We start from the raw sequence: 16,151 nt of genomic DNA, 5'->3' as shown, positions 1-16,151 counted from the left end.
ATAGTCGGCGCCTCTCCTACCATGGATTCCGACATGGGCGACGGAAAAATTCGCCATATCCCTTTGTATTCCCTGGCCTTCGCGGCAGCTCTGCTTCTGCCCGTCGTGCCATGGGCCCCTGCCGTAGCGAACGACGGTGTGCCGGTGGACACGCCGGCGAAGAACGATGACCAGGCGAGCGCCGAGGACGCTTGGCAAAAGCTGCAGAACGAACGTTTGAGGCTCGGAGACGAGCTGTTGAAGCAAGGCCAGCCGGAAGCGGCAATCCGTGATGCTTTCGATCCGATCATCCAGGAATCCGAAGCCAAATACCGCAGCGACGACACGATCTATTTCTGCGTTCGCACACAGAGCGAAACGCTGCTTTACCTGCTCGGTGTGGCCGCCTCGCACGACAAGGGAGAGAGCGGCAAGAATGGCGTCGCATTGGCGCCATCCTGGGCCTACGCCTATTACGGCAAGGCTTACGCGCTGATCGAGCTGAATCGTTTCGAGGAAGCCGGCCAGTCGTTGGACCACGCCTTGAAACTCTCCCCAAACAATCCGCAATTCCTCACCGAACGCGGCTTCGTATACCGCGCCAGCCGCGAATGGGACAAGATGCTGGAAAGCCACCGTGCGGCGCTGGCCAACATTGAGGTGGCCACGCCGGACAATCTGCAAAAGACGGAACGCGCCCGGGCATTGCGTGGCGAAGGTTATGCCCTGATCGAACTCGGCCAATTGGATGAGGCTGAACGCAGCTTCAAGAAATCCCTGAAAATCGAGCCCAGGAACAAGATCGCACTCGATGAGCTTGATTACATCAAACGATTGCGCCAACAAAAGCAATGAACCAGCTCTCCCCTGCCGAACCCAGCGTCCTGCACGTCTGCGATCTTCCCTTTGCCGTACTGGCCGATCTGCTGGCCGGCTACGAGCTGCTGCTCCAGCATGTGGCCGCCGGGGAGAAGATCCCGGGCAGCTACTGGGGCGAACCGGAAGCCGGCGTCATTGCGCACAACGTCTACGTGCGCGACGACACGCCGATCCACTCGCTGCTGCATGAGGCCTGCCATCTGATCGTGCTGCCGCCGGAGCGGCGTGCGCGGGTGCATACCGACGCCACCGATTCCGATATCGAGGAAGACGCCACCTGCTACCTGCAGATCCTGCTGGCCGATGCCATTCCCGGCGTGGGGCGCGCGCGACTGATGGCCGATATGGATGCCTGGGGGTATTCGTTCCGGCTGGGGTCGACGCAGGCGTGGTTCGAGCAGGATGCCGAGGATGCGCGGGAGTTTTTGCGGCAACGCGGGTTGCCTCACTGCTGATTCGTGCGGTATGTCCCGGGCGCGCTGCGGCGCGCGATGTTGCACGGCGCCTTTCGTCGGGGTGCGGGACCCTGAGGTGTGGGAGCGACGTCAGTCGCGACGGAAAAGTCCGGGAACGATTGAAGTCTGCCTGTTCGCCATCCGGACGCGCTGCGGCGCGTTCTTGATCATGATCGCCGGGAGGATATCGGGGCGCGACCGACGTCGCTCCCACAGGATGCATATGAGCCGCCCGGCCATGCTCTCCTTGTCGGCACTCCCTCCCGGACCTCCTCCTCCCCCATCGGCGCTTCAGCGCTGCCGCAGCGCCACTTGCGGGCTTTCCCCGGCCGCACTAGCCTTCCGGTTCCTGCGCCCGTCGCGCCCCTCCTTCTGAAGGATTCCCGTGAAGCAACGCCACCTTCTTCTCGCACTGGCCATCGGCGCCTGCGTCATCACGCTGGCCGCCTGCAAGAAAGAGCCCTCCCCGGCAGATACCGCGGCCAGCTCGGCCGTGCCCAAGGGCGAGACCGCGGATGAATTCGTCGCCCGCGTCAACGACGAGTTCCGTGCCATGTACCCGGAGCTGACCGCCGCACAGTGGCTGTCCAGCACCTACATCAACGACGACAGCCAGCTGCTGGCCGCCAAGGGCAACGAGCGCTACCTGACCCAGCTCAACAGCTGGATCGAACAGGCCAAGCGTTTCGAAGGCCAGGAAATGTCGGCGGAAACCGCCCGTGCCATCCAGTTGCTGAAACTGGCGACGGCGATGCCGCCGCCGCAGGATCCGGCCAAGCTGGCCGAGCTGACCCAGATCGCCGCCAAGATGGAAGGCATGTACGGCGCCGGCAGCTATTGCAGCGGCGAGGGTCAGGCGAAGAAATGCCGCCAGCTGGGCGAACTGGAAGACGTGCTGCGCAGCAGCCGCGACTACAACGTGCAACTGGACGCCTGGCAGGGCTGGCACAGCATCGCCCAACCGATGCGCAAGGACTATGTGCGTTTCGCCGAACTGGTCAACGAGGGCGCGCAGGGTCTTGGCTTTGCCGACGCCGGCGAAATGTGGCGCAGCGGCTACGACATGACGCCAGCGGAAATCGCCGCGGAAACCGATCGCCTGTGGGACCAGGTCAAGCCGCTGTACGAACAGCTGCACTGCTATACCCGCACCAAGCTGCAGGCCACCTACGGCAGCGAACGCGGCCAGGTCAACGGACTGCTGCCGGCGCATCTGATGGGCAACATGTGGCAGCAGGACTGGGGCAACCTGTGGGACATGCTGCAGCCGTACAAGGGCGTCGGCGATCTGGACATCACCAGCGCGCTGGAACAGCAGGCGCAGGGCAACTACAGCGCCATGCTGTACAAGGCCGGCCCCAATGCCAAGGAAGACGCCCGCTTCCATGCCGAACGCGACGCGCAACTGCTGACCGCGCGGCAGATGACCGAGCGCGCGCAGGACTTCTACACCTCTTTGGGCATGCCCAAGCTGCCCGACAGCTACTGGGACAAGACCCAGTTCATCAAGCCGCTGGACCGCGACGTTGTCTGCCATGCCAGCGCCTGGGACATGAACTTCGCCGGCGACGTGCGCACCAAGATGTGCATCAAGCCCAACGAGGAAGACTTCACCACCATCTACCACGAGCTTGGCCACGTCTACTACTACCTGGCCTACAACAAGCTGCCGCCGCTGTTCCAGTCCGGCGCGCACGACGGCTTTCATGAAGCCATCGGCGACACCATCGTGCTGTCGATGACGCCGGCCTACCTGAAGTCGATCGGCCTGGTCGGCGAACAGCAGCAGAGCAACGAGGCGCTGATCAATGCGCAGATGCGGATGGCGCTGGCCAAGGTGTCGTTCATGCCGTTCGGATTGATGATCGACCGCTGGCGCTGGGGCGTGTTCGACGGCAGCATCCAGCCGGACCGCTACAACCAGGCCTGGTGGGAACTGAAGGCCAAGTACCAGGGCGTGGCCCCGGCCAGCGCGCGCGGCGAGGATTTCTTCGACCCGGGCGCCAAGTACCATGTGCCGGGCAATACGCCGTACACCCGCTATTTCCTGTCGCACGTGCTGCAGTTCCAGTTCTACAAGGGCCTGTGCGATGCCGCCGGCTACCAGGGGCCGCTGTACGACTGCAGCTTCTACGGCAACAAGGTGGCCGGACAGAAGTTCTGGGCGATGCTGGAGAAAGGCGCCAGCCAACCGTGGCAGGCCACGCTGAAGGAGCTGACCGGTGGCGAAACCATGGACGCCAGCGCCGTGCTGGAGTACTTCGCGCCGCTGCAGGACTGGCTGAAGCAGCAGAACGAAGGCCAGACCTGCGGCTGGGAAGTGCCGGCAGCGGCGGCAAAGGCGGCGGCGCCGGCCAAGCAGGGCTGAGCCTGCCGTCACGTGGTTGCGAAAGGCCGGCGCAAGCCGGCCTTTCTTTTGATTCTCTTTTTTTATGTAGGAGCGACGTAAGTCGCGATGAAGCTTTACCGCGGTACTGTCGCGACTCACATCGCTCCTACAGTTTCTGCGCAGCACTCGTGCAATCGCGTGGGGACTTCATCGCAAACTCACAGAACTGTGGGAAAAAACGGACCTTCGCAAACGTCCATCTACCCATATGCCCACCATCATCACCCACGCCATCGTCCCGCTTGCCATCGGTCTTGGCCTGGGCCGAAAGGCCGTTCCGCCACGGCTGCTGCTGGCCGGCATGGCCGCGGCCGTGCTGCCGGATCTGGATGTGGTTGCGTTCAAGTTCGGCATCGCCTACGCCGATGCGCTGGGCCATCGCGGTTTCAGCCATTCGCTGGCGTTCGCCAGCTTCCTTGGCCTGCTTGCCGCATGCCTGCGGCGGTGGTTGCGCGCCAGTCGCTGGCTCTCGTTCGCGTTCGTTGCCGCGGCGGCGGCCTCGCATCCGCTGTTGGACATGCTGACCAATGGCGGCCTGGGCGTGGCGCTGTGGTGGCCGTGGTCGGAACAGCGTTTTTTTGCGTCATGGCGGATGATCGAAGTCTCTCCGTTCATCCATCAGTTCTTCTCGGCGCGCGGGGCGCAGGTGCTGCTGTCGGAACTGCGCTGGGTCTGGTTGCCGGCGATGGCCGGCTCTGTCGTACTGGTCGCGATGCGCCGTATGGGCGGCCGGCCAACGGCGCACTGAGCCGGCGCATCTGGCTCGCGCGAACGACATCCATCACCGGCTTGGTAGTCGCGCAGGAGCGGTGCCGGCATGCCGGCACCGGTGAGTCGCGATAAAGCTTTACCGATGTCTCATCGCGGCTTACGTCGCTCCTACATCCGTCAATCAGGCGTTTGCTGGCTGTCTTCCGTATTGCTACCGGCCTGATCGCCTTCGCCGCCTTCGCCCGGATCCGCGGCGCTGTTGGCGCACATTTCCTCTTCCAGCTTCTTCTCGTAGTCCTCCAGGCTCATGCCCTGGGCGGCGGCTTCCAGGTCGGCGGTGTCGCGCAGTTCGTCCGAGTAGGCCAGCCGCACCGGCTGATCCTGCGCTTCATGCGCTGCCGCGACCCGCTTGATCATGGCCAGCACTTCGGCGGCGCTGTCGGAACTGCCGGCGATCTGTCCGTGCATGCCCAGCACCCAGACGCCGGCGCGGCGCACGATGCCGGCCAGCAGTTCGCCCTGCGGGTTGCGCAGTTCGGCGTGCGGTTCGATTGCCGGCGCGTTCAGCTGGGCCTGGTTGCGGGCCTTGATGGCCTTGCGCTTTTTCGCTTCGCGGCGGGCCTTGGATTGGATGGACATGGGGATTCCTTGCGCAGTTCAGAGTTGTTCGGTGGGTTCCATCGACGCCGCATCGCCGGGACACTGCGGCTGGTAGCGGCTGTTGCGCATCTCCCAGCGCCAGAACAGCCAGCCCAGCGTCACGAACGCCGCCGAGGCGATGGCCAGATGCAGGCCATGATGGCTGACCAGCGGCGACAGCAGGCCTGCGATGATCGCATTGACCAGCAGGTTGCTGAACGCCTGCAGCGACGACGCCGCGCCGCGCTGGCGTGGGTACATATCCAGGATCGAAAGGGTCAGGATAGGAAAGATCAACGCCACTCCCAGGCCGGCCAGGCTCAGCGGCAACACCGCCCACGGCACCGCGATTTCCGTCGCCAGCGCGTTGTAGCCGACGTTGCACAACGCGCCAACGCCCATGCAGGAAAAGCCGATCGCGCTCAAACGGGTGCCGCTGATACGGCCGGCGGCACGGCCGGACAGAAACGCGCCAACCACCATGCCGCCGATGGCCGGCAGGAACAGCCAGGCGAACTGCCGCTCGTTCAGGCCCAGCAGATCCATCACGAACGCCGGCGCCGAGGCGATGTACAGGAATAGCCCGCCGAAACTCAGCGAACCAGCCAGCGCCAGCCGCTGGAAACGCGAATTGGCGACGATGGCGAAGTAGTCGCGCAGCAGATGCCGGGGCGGGACCTTCAGGCGCGCTGGCGCCGGGTGGGTTTCCGGCAACCACAGCGATACGGCCAGCAGCAACGCGGCCGAGAACGCCGCCAGAAACCAGAAAATCAGCGGCCATCGCCCCCAGCCCAGCAGCCAACCGCCGATGATCGGCGCGATTGCCGGCGCAATGCCGAAGATCATCGACACCTGGCTCATCAGCCGCTGCGCGTCGTCGCCCTGGTAGACATCGCGGATGACCGCGCGGCCAACGATGAAACCGACCCCTGCAGACAGGCCCTGCAATGCGCGGAACAGCAACAGGGTGGTCATGTCGGTCGACAGTGCGCAGCCGACCGATGCCAGCAGGAACACGCACAGACCAGCCAGGATGACCCGCTTGCGCCCCAGCGCATCGGACAACGGCCCATGCACCAGGCTCATCGCCGCATAGGTCAGCAGGTAGACGCTGATGGTCTGCTGCATGGCCAGCTTGTCGGCGCCCAACTGCGCGCCCATCTGCGGGAAAGCCGGGAAGATGGTGTCGATCGAGAACGGGCCGAACATCGCCAGCCCGCCCAGCAGGACGGCCAGCCGCAGGCTGGACAGGGAAGGATCGGGTTTCATCGCAACGCTTGCTCCATGTGCCCGGGCGCCACCGCTGGCGGCGGCCGCAGGGACGTCGGTGTCGTGCCATTCAAGCTGCGGGGGGACCCTTCAGCTCGATGGTATTGCCTTCCGGATCCAGCAGGTACTGCGAAGGGCCCTGGCCCTCGGCGCCGTAACGGGAACCGAACTCGCCGATGCGCACGCCGTGGGAGCGCAAATGGACCAGGATGGCCTCGAGGTCGAACGGTTCCACTTGCAGGCACAGATGGTCCATGTTGCGGCCCTCCACGCCCGGCGCCGCGCCGCCCATGGCCCCCAGCTTGCCGGCCACGTCCACCAGATCGATCAGCGAGGCGCCGGCGCGCAACTGCAGCAGTCCAATGTCCTGCCGCCGGCGCTCCACCCGGCATCCCAGCACGCCGCAGTAGAAGGCCTCCATGGCCGCCGCATCGCGCACGCGCAGCACCACATGGTCGATCTGGCGCACCTGGAAGGGAAGCCTGTTCATTCTGCCGGGAAAACCATAGGAACGCATATGGTAAGCCCATAATCGCGTTCTGACGCGCCCGTACCGCTCCCGCAGGCTATAATGCGGCCCGAAAACATGCGGTGGGAGAAGCGGGCCAGCCGTGAACGGCCGGGCCGCTGCCGAAGACGCAACGCCCGTAATCGCTCAGGCTCCCATACCACCGCGTGCGAACACTCTGGAGAGACCGGTTGAATCCGGCGCCGAAGGGGCAAGAAGCGCGACACGACGACGTCCTCGTCCGCCGCTTCCAAACTCTCAGGCAAAAGGACAGAGGGGCGCCCCGCGTGCGGCACGCACGTTGCCTACGGACGCCCCTGCCATGTCACACAACGCCACGCCTTCCCTGCGCGAGCTGGAAAACCACAGCGCCTTCCTCGAACGCCACATCGGCCCCAACGATGCCGAAATCGCGCAGATGCTGGCCGTGGTCGGCCATGCGTCGCTGGATGCGATGACCGACGCCATCGTGCCCGGCAACATCAAGTCGCCGGCGCCGCTGGCGCTGCCCGAGGCGATCAGCGAAGTCGAGGCGCTGGCCAGGATCCGCGCCATCGCCGACAAGAACCAGGTCTTCCGCAGCTTCATCGGCCAGGGCTACTACGGCACCCACACGCCCAATGTCATCCTGCGCAACATCCTGGAAAACCCGGCCTGGTACACCGCCTACACGCCCTACCAGGCAGAAATCTCGCAGGGCCGCATGGAAGCGCTGATCAACTTCCAGACCATGGTCGCCGACCTGACCGGCATGGAGATCGCCAACGCCTCGCTGCTGGACGAAGGCACTGCCGCGGCAGAGGCGATGACACTGGCCAAGCGCTCGTCAAAATCCAAATCCAATGTCTTCTTCGTGTCCCGGCATGTGCACCCGCAGACGCTGGAAGTGCTGCGTACGCGCGCCGAGGCGATGGGCATCGAACTGCACGTCGGCGAGGACAGCGAGGCGGCCGGCGTGGACAGCTATGGCGTGCTGCTGCAATACCCGGACACGCTGGGGCGCATCCATGACCACTCCGCGCTGGCCGACGCCGTGCACGCGCGCGGCGGTCTGGTCGCAGTGGCCACCGATCTGCTGGCGCTGACGCTGATCAAGGCGCCGGGCGAATGGGGTGCGGACATCGTCATCGGCAATTCGCAGCGCTTCGGCGTGCCGTTCGGTTTCGGCGGCCCGCACGCGGCGTTCATGGCCTGCCGCGATGCGTTCAAGCGCTCGATGCCGGGCCGTCTGATCGGGGTGTCCATCGACGCCGAAGGCAAGCCGGCCTACCGGCTGACCCTGCAGACCCGCGAGCAGCACATCCGCCGCGAGAAAGCCACTTCCAACATCTGCACCGCGCAGGTGCTGCTGGCGGTGATGGCCAGCATGTACGCGGTCTACCACGGTCCGGAAGGACTGACCCGCATCGCCCGCCGCACCCACCGGCTGGCGGCGATCCTGGCCGCGGCGCTGCGCAAGTGCGGCGTCGCCGTCGGCACGGATTTCTTCGACACCCTGCATGTCAGCGGCATCGACGCAGCGGAAATCCACGTCAAGGCCCAGCGCGCCGGCATCAATCTGCGCCGCATCGATACCGCCAGCCTCGGCATCAGCCTGGACGAGACCACGACGCGTGAGGATGTGATCGCGCTGGCCGCGCTGTTCGATGCGCAGATCGACGACGATGCGCATGGAAGCGCGAGTGTCGCGGCAGGCAGGATGCCGGTAGCGACCATCGATGCCTTGGACCGCGAAGCCACCGAAGCGCTGCCGGCTTCACTGCTGCGCCAGAGCGCGTTCCTGCAGCATCCGGTGTTCAACACCCATCACAGCGAGCACGAACTGCTGCGCTACATGCGCGCGCTGGCCGACAAGGATCTGGCCATGGATCGCACGATGATCCCGCTGGGCAGCTGCACGATGAAACTCAACGGCACCGCCGAGATGATTCCGGTGACCTGGCCGGAGTTCGCCAACATCCACCCGCTGGCGCCGGCCGACCAGACCACCGGTTACAAGCAGCTGATCGACGAACTGGAAGCGATGCTGGTCGAATGCACCGGCTACGATGCGGTCAGCCTGCAGCCCAACTCCGGCGCGCAGGGCGAGTTTGCCGGGCTGCTGGCCATCCGCGCCTATCACCGCTCGCGCGGCGACGATCAGCGCGACATCTGCCTGATTCCCGAGTCGGCGCACGGCACCAATCCGGCCAGCGCGCAGATGTGCGGCATGAGCGTGGTGGTGACCAAGTGCGATGGCAACGGTAATGTCGATGTCGAGGACATCCGCGCCAAGGCCGAAAAATACGGCGACCGCCTGGCCGCGCTGATGATCACCTACCCGTCCACGCATGGCGTGTTCGAGGAAGACATCGTCGCCATCTGCGATATCGTCCACGCCCACGGTGGCCAGGTGTATACCGACGGCGCCAACATGAATGCGCTGGTCGGCGTCGCCAAGCCCGGTCGTTGGGGTTCGGACGTTTCGCATCTGAACCTGCACAAGACCTTCTGCATCCCGCACGGCGGCGGCGGCCCCGGCGTGGGTCCGTGCGCGGTCAAATCGCATCTGGCGCCATTCCTGCCGAAGGTGATGGGCGGCGAAGGCGCCGTGGGCATGGTCAGCGCCGCCAGCTTCGGCAGCGCCAGCATCCTGCCGATCAGCTGGATGTACATCACCCTGATGGGCACGCAGGGCCTGCGCAAGGCGACCCAGGTCGCGCTGCTCAATGCCAACTACATCGCCAAGCGCCTGGCGCCGCATTACAAGACGCTGTACACCGGGCGCAACGGCCTGGTCGCGCACGAGTGCATCCTGGATGTGCGGCCGCTGGAAAAGGCCACCGGCATCGGTGCCGAGGACGTGGCCAAGCGGCTGATCGATTTCGGTTTCCATGCCCCGACACTGAGCTTTCCGGTGGCCGGCACGCTGATGGTGGAACCGACCGAAAGCGAATCGCTGCACGAACTGGACCGCTTCATCGATGCGATGATCGAAATCCGCCAGGAGATCCGCGCCATCGAGGATGGTCGCCTGGATCGCGACGACAATCCGCTCAAGCACGCCCCGCACACCGCCACCCAGGTCGCGGCCAGCGAATGGACGCACGCCTACCCGCGCGAACTGGCCGCCTTCCCGCTGCCCAGCCTGAAACTGCAGAAGTACTGGCCGCCGGTGGCGCGCGTGGACAACGTCTACGGCGACAAGAACATCATGTGCGCGTGCATTCCCATCGATGCGTACAAGGAAGAAGCGGAGGCGTAAGCCTACCCTTCCGCCTGACTGCGAGAAGCCCCGCCATGCGGGGCTTTTTTTGTTCTTCTCCCAAGTACGGGGAACGTCCATGTGGAACCCGGTGGCCATGGCATTGCGGGACACGCCGTAAACACGTCCCTGTAGGCTCTTACGCGGCATCCATGCCGCGTACGGTCCCGCAATGCCATGGCCACCGGGTTCTAGACACCTGGCCGGCGCTCGAAGAAAGGCCTTCCGAAGTCGCGATCTGTCATCTGCCCAAAGGCGGCGGCCGGCGGGCTGGGGGGTGCGGAGAGCAGGCCATGGGTGAGCCAAGGCGGTTGGCGCGGCACTGCCGCGCGCCTTGGCGAACGCCCGGCGCGCTGCGCCGGGCCGGTTCGGGCCGCGAAGCGGAACGAGCCTGCGGCCCGACCGAGAGCGGGTTATGGCCTTTGGGGTGAGCGCGAAGGCTGCTGTCGCGATGGCAGGCAAGGCGCACGCCGCCGGTCAGGCTGGTGGCCTGACCAAGGCGTGCAACGCGGCATGGCGCCGCGACAGCAGCCTTCCCGAAGGGTTGCGCACCCCCAGCCTGACGACCGGCGACTCCCGCCGAAGCTGACATCCCCGGAAACGAAGAAGGACCCTTTTTTGGGGAACGCTGTTTCAGTCAAAGCTCATCATCCCGCCCGCCGAGCATTCTACCGAGCAAGCTCGGCACTACCGGGCCTGCGGACGCCTGCTTTTCTGCAGGAGCAATCAGGTCTCCAGATACGGCCGCAGCGTATCGGTTATCCATGCCATAAAGGCCTGCACGCGTTGCGGCAGATTGCGACGGTGCGCGTACAGCAACGAGACCGGCATTGGCTCGGCGTGGTGCTGCGGCAGCACTTCCACCAGCCGCCCCTGCGCCAACAGATGGCGCAGTCCCGACAACGGCGCCTGGATCAGGCCCAGTCCCGCCAGGCAGGCGGCCTCGTAGGCTTCGACGCTGTTCACCGTCACCGCACCGGCCATCGGCACCGTGCGGTACTGCGCACCGTCCCAGTATTCCCAGCCGTCGGGTTTGCCACCGAACACGGTCGTGTAGTGCACCAGCCGGTGCGCTCCCAGATCCTCGATGCGCTGTGGCATGCCATGGCGCCGGATGTAGTCGGGACTGGCGCAAGTGATGATGCGGAAGTGTCCCAATGGCCGCGCCACCAGCCGGGTATCGGGCAGGGTGCCGACCCGCAGCACGCAATCGAAGCCTTCGCGCACCACGTCAACGAAACGATCGGTGCAGCTGATCTCCAGTTCCAGTTGCGGATGCGCCTGCAGGAACGCCGGCAGCGCCGGCATGACGAAACTGAGCGCCATTCCGCCAGGCATATCCACCCGCAGGCGGCCGCGCAGCGACTGCGGCGCGCGCTGGAACATGCCCTGTAGTTCGTCCATGTCGGCCAGCAGATCCTTGCAACGCTCATAGAACGCCTGGCCGTCCTGGGTCATCTGCACCCTGCGGGTGGTCCGGTGCAGCAGTTGCGTGCCTAGCCAGCCTTCCAGTTGCTGCACGGCGGTCGACGCGGTGGCCTTGGGCAGGCCCAGGCTGTCGGCCGCGCGGGTAAAGCTGGCCAGCTCGGCCACCCGCGCAAAGATCTGCATCGCTTCCAGGTGGTTCATCCGGCTTCCTCAGCGCCCAATTGTTCGTTATTTATGAACACTGGAATCATTTTATCCGGGTTTATCGACGGAAAGCACGTCAATAGAGTGTGCACCACGGCCCCAAGCCGTTCCCCCACTCGAAATGGAGTCATCCGATGAACACTTCCGCCTCTCCCGTCTCCGTCACCCTGGTCACCGGCGGCAGCCGCGGCCTGGGTCGCAACATGGCCATTGCGCTGGCCCGTTACGGCCACGACGTCGTCCTGACCTATCGCAGCAACCGCAGCGAAGCCGAAGCCGTGGTCGACCAGATCGCGCAGCGGGGCCGCCGCGCGATCGCGCTGCCGCTGGATGTTGCCGACAGCGGCAGTTTTGCCGCCTTCGCCGAATCGGTGCGCGGCGTGCTGGCGCAGTGGAGTCGCAACAGCTTCGATCACCTGGTCAACAACGCCGGCACCGGCGTGCACGCTGGCTTCGCTGACACCACAGCAGCGCAGTTCGACGAAATGGTCGATATCCATCTCAAGGGTCCGTTCTTCCTGACCCAGGCGCTGCTGCCACTGATGGCCGATGGCGGCCGCATCATCAATATCTCGTCCGGCCTGACCCGCTTCGCGCTACCCGGATACGCCGCCTACGCGGCGATGAAGGGCGCGATGGAAGTGCTGACGCGCTACCAGGCCAAGGAACTGGGTGCCCGCGGCATCGCGGTCAACGTGGTGGCGCCCGGCGCCATCGAGACCGACTTCGGCGGCGGCGCCGTGCGCGACAACGAGCAACTCAATGCCTTCGTCGCCTCGCAGACCGCGCTGGGCCGGGTCGGCCTGCCGGACGACATCGGCGGCGTGGTCGCCTCGCTGCTGTCGCCGGACAACCGCTGGATCAATGCCCAGCGCATCGAAGCCTCGGGCGGCATGTTCCTGTAGCCGGGCCTCCGGTCTGCGCATCCGCGCCGGGATCCGCATGCGGGATTCCGGTGCGGATGCGTGGCACCCTTCGGCAATGCTCCTGTTTCGCACGACCTGCATGCTGCGAGACGCACCGGGGGCATGCAGTAGATACCACGCACTTGCAGTTGCCGAAGATATAGCGATAAAACACCGTAGCGGTGGATGCGCAGTTGTGATATTCGTCACGAAAAGTAGAAGAAATGCTTTTGGGCTCAAGCCAATATAGTGACGGACTATTGACGCAAACAGAAAATAGTGGCCGAATCGAATCACGCCACCCGCAGTCGTACGCGCAATGGAAGCGGCAAGAATAGGGGAAAGAAAAGCTGGTCGCTGTCTGCCTCGTATTGAATCATCAATGACGTGTGCCCAAAAAGGGGATGGAATCCGATGCACAAGAAAAAGACCGAAGTAGGTCCTTTAACCCAATTCTCTCCCGATTCCAGCAACAACGAGTAGCCATCGGCTCTCGCTGGACTCCATCAAGAGCAATGAAGCTGTCTATGCCGTGGGGCCGACTCTGCGTCGACCAGCATAGGGTTCGTCTTTTCTTTTTCAGAAGCATGCAAGAAAGCAGCCAGCTGGTGTCAACAACCCGCCGTCGTATGCCCCCCCACCCTGACTGCTCACCGGTTCCTTCACTAGAAATACAGGAAATGGGGTCGTTAGGAGTCGTAACAGAAGGTGGGCACGGATGGTTCTGCCTTCCTCAAGGACGAGTTTTTGAGAGCTGCGAGAAGGGATGTACGCAACGCCCTCGATAGATTGTCTGCCGGATTCTTTCTCTGACAGGCAAGGAATGCTGATGCCTTCGGACATCGGTCAATACGTGCAATCACACTTGACTGACTTGAGGTGAAATCATGGAAATGAGGAAATATGTCAATACAATCGCCCTTGTGCTCGCTTTCATATGGCTGGCACTTGCACGCCCCGCGGCAGCAGAAACCATTAACTGCATCAACATTACTTCCATACCGACAACCATCACCACACAGGGCGTTTATTGCCTGAAACAGCATGTATGGGCGGCATTGGCATCTGGCAGCGCAATCACCGTCATGGGAAACAACATAACGATAGATTGCAATAATCATAAAATAGGAAACCTGGCGGCTGGTCCATCAACAAATGCAATAGGGATATCGGCCAGCAATCGCATCAACGTGGCCGTCCGGAATTGCGGCATACGCGGGTACAGGGTTGGAGTCAGCCTTTTGGATGGCGATTATCGGGTCGAAGACAATATTTTTGATCAGAATACGCAGACCGCAATCCTCGTGAGCGGTGATGGCTCGTCGGTCCGAAGGAACGAGGTCATCGATACCGGCGCCAGCAGTCTGGCCGGGTTGACGGAGTTCTATGGAATCAGCGTAGCCGGAGATGTCGACGTAATCGGCAATACGATCGGCGGAGTTGTCGCATCAAGCGGCAGCGACGGAACCGCATATGGCATTCGCACCCAAGATATGGATGCGGGAACAGTCAAGGAAAATCGCATCCGTAATCTTGTCTCTAATGGATCCGGCGCACGCCGCGGCATCTGGAACCAGAATGGAAATCGGAATACCGTTGAAGGGAACACGGTCATCATGAATGGAGGCCTGCTTGGAGCCGACGTAGGCATCCGCTGTGGGGACGGCTTGATCCTCAATGGCGCTTCTCGTGACAACACAGTCCTTGGCACAGGACTCGTGGGCCAGGTATTGGGGCTCGTTAATTGCACCACCATCTCGGGCGACTATGTGAATCCGCTGTAATACCTTCGATACTTTCTTCATCATCATACAGAAGGGTTCCCATGGGAATCCTTCTGGTTTTTTTAACAAGTTTCCATATAACGAACCAATCCATACGCTCGCTTGAATTACATAAAGATATATCCGCTCACAATTAAACCTATAATTATAATATGAAGAATATTTACGCCCGATTTTTTATAATGCTGGCGACCGTGATCGCAGCTACAGCCTGCCGCCAAACGAATGACAATCCCGATCACGCCAACCCAAGTACTCCTGCTATCGAAGCAGAAGACAATTACCCTGAAATAGCCAGAGAAGAAGCGATCAGCAGCCTTCCTGCTGGAGCGACGGGAGATTTGTCTGCGCGCGACAATCGGCAGGTTGATGCCCGCATCACGGAAGTGAGCTTAAGCAATATTGGCGATACCCAGAGCGGCGTCATCGGCGGGAAAAGAAATCGCTTCGCACCTAATGATGTGGTCTATGCCAAGGTTGAGACGCAGGCAAGAAATGGCGCATACACGCTCTATGCAAAGTGGATTGCGAGCGACGGTACAATCTTGGCGGACTATGGGACACTTGTCGAGCAACCAGGCAGACAGGCAACGGTCATTAGCCTGAGCAAGCCAGATGGTTGGCCCAGCGGACTGAATCGCATTGAACTTGCGATCAACGGCCAAGCCGCACACACCACTGCATTCGAGGTTCCGTGAGAGCGGACACCTCGGACATTTCGCACTCTCTTCCACCTGTCGCCGTTGGCGGCGTGGGTGGAAGCGGAACCCGCCTTGTCGCTGGTATCCTGCAGTCCATTGGAATTTTCACAGGAAGCGATCTCAACTCATCCAATGACACACTATGGTTCACTCTACTCTTCAAGCGGGAGGAGATACTTTATTGTGACGAAGACGAGTTCGACTTCCTTACTCGTATGCTCGTCAGCGGTTTGTGCGGAGAAGCTGGTCCGTGTGAAGATGGCACCATCTCGCGTTTGGAGGCACTTGCTGTCGCAGATCGACCACAGCATGCGGCCAATTGGTTGAAACAGCGTGTTGAATCATTGACCCATGCATTGAGCGTCCGCAGGCAAATGGCGCGATGGGGCTGGAAAGAACCCAACACTCATATCGTTATCGAGCGCTTATGGCGGCGCTTGCCACGTCTTCGCTATGTGCATGTGGTTCGACACGGAATCGATATGGCTTATAGCCAAAACCAGAATCAACTTCATCTCTGGGGGAAACATGTGCTTGGAAGTGAAGGTGAGATTACTCCAAGACGATCACTGGCCTACTGGTGCAGTATCCATCGGCGCATGCAGTGCTTGACAGCAAAAAATCCTACCCAGTCGTTGTGGCTTGACTACGATGCCTTGTGCAGAAACCCAAAGCCAGAACTCAGGAAATTGCTGGAATTCCTTGGCTATTCGCGCGATCTGGCAGATGAGATAGAAATCGACATCAAAGTGCCGCCTCAACGATACCTCGATGCAGATCTTGACGAATTCGCACCTGAGGATATCGAGTTTGTCGAGTCGCTTGGCTATCCCCTTCGCTAAAAGGGGGGCTGATTCAATTTCCTACCGCAACGCAACACGCAAGGCTGTGAAGATATCCAGGCGAAGTGGGGTTGCCCTTGGTCATAAGTCGTCCCTGAAGAACTCAGTCGACGCATGATGCATAGCGTTTTTGACGCTTTTCATGCGTGCCGGAGCTACCAGTTTTCGATACGCTGAGGGCTGATTTCTTGCAGTTTGGAACCAGCCCATGCGC

The 16,151-nt window shown here is 62.4% G+C and carries 13 protein-coding genes and 2 riboswitches; of the genes, 9 read left to right on the top strand and 4 right to left on the bottom strand.

Features of this window, described 5'->3' with window-relative positions:
• Nucleotides 1–21 precede the first annotated feature (21 nt).
• From CRO39_RS19670 to CRO39_RS19655, 4 genes are all read left to right on the top strand, one after another.
• Nucleotides 22–834 (top strand): tetratricopeptide repeat protein, encoded by an 813-nt coding sequence (locus CRO39_RS19670; protein WP_097123685.1) that lies wholly within the window; start codon nucleotides 22–24, stop codon nucleotides 832–834.
• The gene (locus CRO39_RS19665; RefSeq protein ID WP_097123684.1) at nucleotides 831–1,313 is read left to right on the top strand and encodes a hypothetical protein; all 483 of its coding nucleotides are present in this window, start codon (nucleotides 831–833) and stop codon (nucleotides 1,311–1,313) included. Before CRO39_RS19670 ends, CRO39_RS19665 begins: the two co-directional genes overlap by 4 nt.
• 385 nt (nucleotides 1,314–1,698) lie before the next feature.
• A complete protein-coding gene (locus CRO39_RS19660; RefSeq protein ID WP_097123683.1) occupies nucleotides 1,699–3,681 on the top strand; it encodes a M2 family metallopeptidase in 1,983 nt (660 codons plus the stop codon).
• A gap of 229 nt (nucleotides 3,682–3,910) precedes the next feature.
• Nucleotides 3,911–4,450 (top strand): metal-dependent hydrolase, encoded by a 540-nt coding sequence (locus CRO39_RS19655; RefSeq protein ID WP_097123682.1) that lies wholly within the window; start codon nucleotides 3,911–3,913, stop codon nucleotides 4,448–4,450.
• 140 nt (nucleotides 4,451–4,590) lie between these two features.
• On the opposite strand, the gene CRO39_RS19650 is transcribed toward CRO39_RS19655, so the two are convergent.
• The 3 genes from CRO39_RS19650 to CRO39_RS19640 form a co-directional block, all read right to left on the bottom strand.
• The gene (locus tag CRO39_RS19650; protein WP_097123681.1) at nucleotides 4,591–5,052 is read right to left on the bottom strand and encodes a hypothetical protein; all 462 of its coding nucleotides are present in this window, start codon (nucleotides 5,050–5,052) and stop codon (nucleotides 4,591–4,593) included.
• 18 nt (nucleotides 5,053–5,070) lie between these two features.
• Complete coding sequence (locus CRO39_RS19645; RefSeq protein ID WP_097123680.1) at nucleotides 5,071–6,321, bottom strand: multidrug effflux MFS transporter; 1,251 nt, start codon at nucleotides 6,319–6,321, stop codon at nucleotides 5,071–5,073.
• A 70-nt stretch (nucleotides 6,322–6,391) separates the two neighbouring features.
• Nucleotides 6,392–6,811, bottom strand: a complete 420-nt coding sequence (locus tag CRO39_RS19640; protein ID WP_097123679.1) for a VOC family protein — start codon at nucleotides 6,809–6,811, stop codon at nucleotides 6,392–6,394.
• Between the two features lie 92 nt (nucleotides 6,812–6,903).
• Nucleotides 6,904–7,002, top strand: a riboswitch (glycine riboswitch).
• Nucleotide 7,003: 1 nt separating this feature from the next.
• Nucleotides 7,004–7,107: riboswitch (glycine riboswitch) on the top strand.
• A gap of 44 nt (nucleotides 7,108–7,151) precedes the next feature.
• On the opposite strand from CRO39_RS19640, the gene gcvP reads away from it, so the two are divergent.
• Nucleotides 7,152–10,073: an aminomethyl-transferring glycine dehydrogenase gene (gcvP, locus tag CRO39_RS19635; RefSeq protein WP_097123678.1), complete on the top strand. Its 2,922-nt coding sequence runs from the start codon at nucleotides 7,152–7,154 to the stop codon at nucleotides 10,071–10,073.
• 726 nt (nucleotides 10,074–10,799) lie between these two features.
• Here the strand turns inward: gcvP and CRO39_RS19630 are convergent.
• Nucleotides 10,800–11,702 (bottom strand): LysR family transcriptional regulator, encoded by a 903-nt coding sequence (locus tag CRO39_RS19630; RefSeq protein WP_097123677.1) that lies wholly within the window; start codon nucleotides 11,700–11,702, stop codon nucleotides 10,800–10,802.
• A 137-nt stretch (nucleotides 11,703–11,839) separates the two neighbouring features.
• Here CRO39_RS19630 and CRO39_RS19625 point away from each other — a divergent pair, with 137 nt between their 5' ends.
• The 4 genes from CRO39_RS19625 (at nucleotide 11,840) to CRO39_RS19615 (ending at nucleotide 15,937) form a co-directional block, all read left to right on the top strand.
• Nucleotides 11,840–12,610: an SDR family NAD(P)-dependent oxidoreductase gene (locus CRO39_RS19625; RefSeq protein ID WP_097123676.1), complete on the top strand. Its 771-nt coding sequence runs from the start codon at nucleotides 11,840–11,842 to the stop codon at nucleotides 12,608–12,610.
• Nucleotides 12,611–13,497: 887 nt separating this feature from the next.
• Nucleotides 13,498–14,394 carry a right-handed parallel beta-helix repeat-containing protein gene (locus CRO39_RS20665; protein ID WP_141400874.1) on the top strand — a complete coding sequence of 299 codons (897 nt, stop codon included), beginning with the start codon at nucleotides 13,498–13,500 and terminating at the stop codon, nucleotides 14,392–14,394.
• A 152-nt stretch (nucleotides 14,395–14,546) separates the two neighbouring features.
• Complete coding sequence (locus tag CRO39_RS20660) at nucleotides 14,547–15,092, top strand: hypothetical protein (protein ID WP_141400873.1); 546 nt, start codon at nucleotides 14,547–14,549, stop codon at nucleotides 15,090–15,092.
• A complete protein-coding gene (locus tag CRO39_RS19615) occupies nucleotides 15,089–15,937 on the top strand; it encodes a sulfotransferase (RefSeq protein WP_162125864.1) in 849 nt (282 codons plus the stop codon). The genes CRO39_RS20660 and CRO39_RS19615 overlap by 4 nt, the downstream gene beginning before the upstream one ends.
• Nucleotides 15,938–16,151: the final 214 nt, after the last annotated feature.

The sequence above is a fragment of the Pseudoxanthomonas wuyuanensis genome (assembly GCF_900215535.1).
GTDB classification, from domain to species: Bacteria; Pseudomonadota; Gammaproteobacteria; order Xanthomonadales; family Xanthomonadaceae; genus Pseudoxanthomonas_A; species Pseudoxanthomonas_A wuyuanensis.
This window is presented reverse-complemented; position numbering and strand designations above follow the sequence as displayed.

What these genes read in the sequence shown, in the direction of transcription:
- CRO39_RS19670 (WP_097123685.1), top strand. Translation starts at nt 22, where the DNA reads ATGGATTCCGACATGGGCGACGGAAAAATTCGCCATATCCCTTTGTAT.
- CRO39_RS19665 (WP_097123684.1), top strand. Translation starts at nt 831, where the DNA reads ATGAACCAGCTCTCCCCTGCCGAACCCAGCGTCCTGCACGTCTGCGAT.
- CRO39_RS19655 (WP_097123682.1), top strand. Translation starts at nt 3,911, where the DNA reads ATGCCCACCATCATCACCCACGCCATCGTCCCGCTTGCCATCGGTCTT.
- CRO39_RS19650 (WP_097123681.1), bottom strand. Translation starts at nt 5,052, where the DNA reads ATGTCCATCCAATCCAAGGCCCGCCGCGAAGCGAAAAAGCGCAAGGCC.
- CRO39_RS19645 (WP_097123680.1), bottom strand. Translation starts at nt 6,321, where the DNA reads ATGAAACCCGATCCTTCCCTGTCCAGCCTGCGGCTGGCCGTCCTGCTG.
- CRO39_RS19640 (WP_097123679.1), bottom strand. Translation starts at nt 6,811, where the DNA reads ATGAACAGGCTTCCCTTCCAGGTGCGCCAGATCGACCATGTGGTGCTG.
- gcvP (WP_097123678.1), top strand. Translation starts at nt 7,152, where the DNA reads ATGTCACACAACGCCACGCCTTCCCTGCGCGAGCTGGAAAACCACAGC.
- CRO39_RS19630 (WP_097123677.1), bottom strand. Translation starts at nt 11,702, where the DNA reads ATGAACCACCTGGAAGCGATGCAGATCTTTGCGCGGGTGGCCGAGCTG.
- CRO39_RS19625 (WP_097123676.1), top strand. Translation starts at nt 11,840, where the DNA reads ATGAACACTTCCGCCTCTCCCGTCTCCGTCACCCTGGTCACCGGCGGC.
- CRO39_RS20665 (WP_141400874.1), top strand. Translation starts at nt 13,498, where the DNA reads ATGGAAATGAGGAAATATGTCAATACAATCGCCCTTGTGCTCGCTTTC.
- CRO39_RS20660 (WP_141400873.1), top strand. Translation starts at nt 14,547, where the DNA reads ATGAAGAATATTTACGCCCGATTTTTTATAATGCTGGCGACCGTGATC.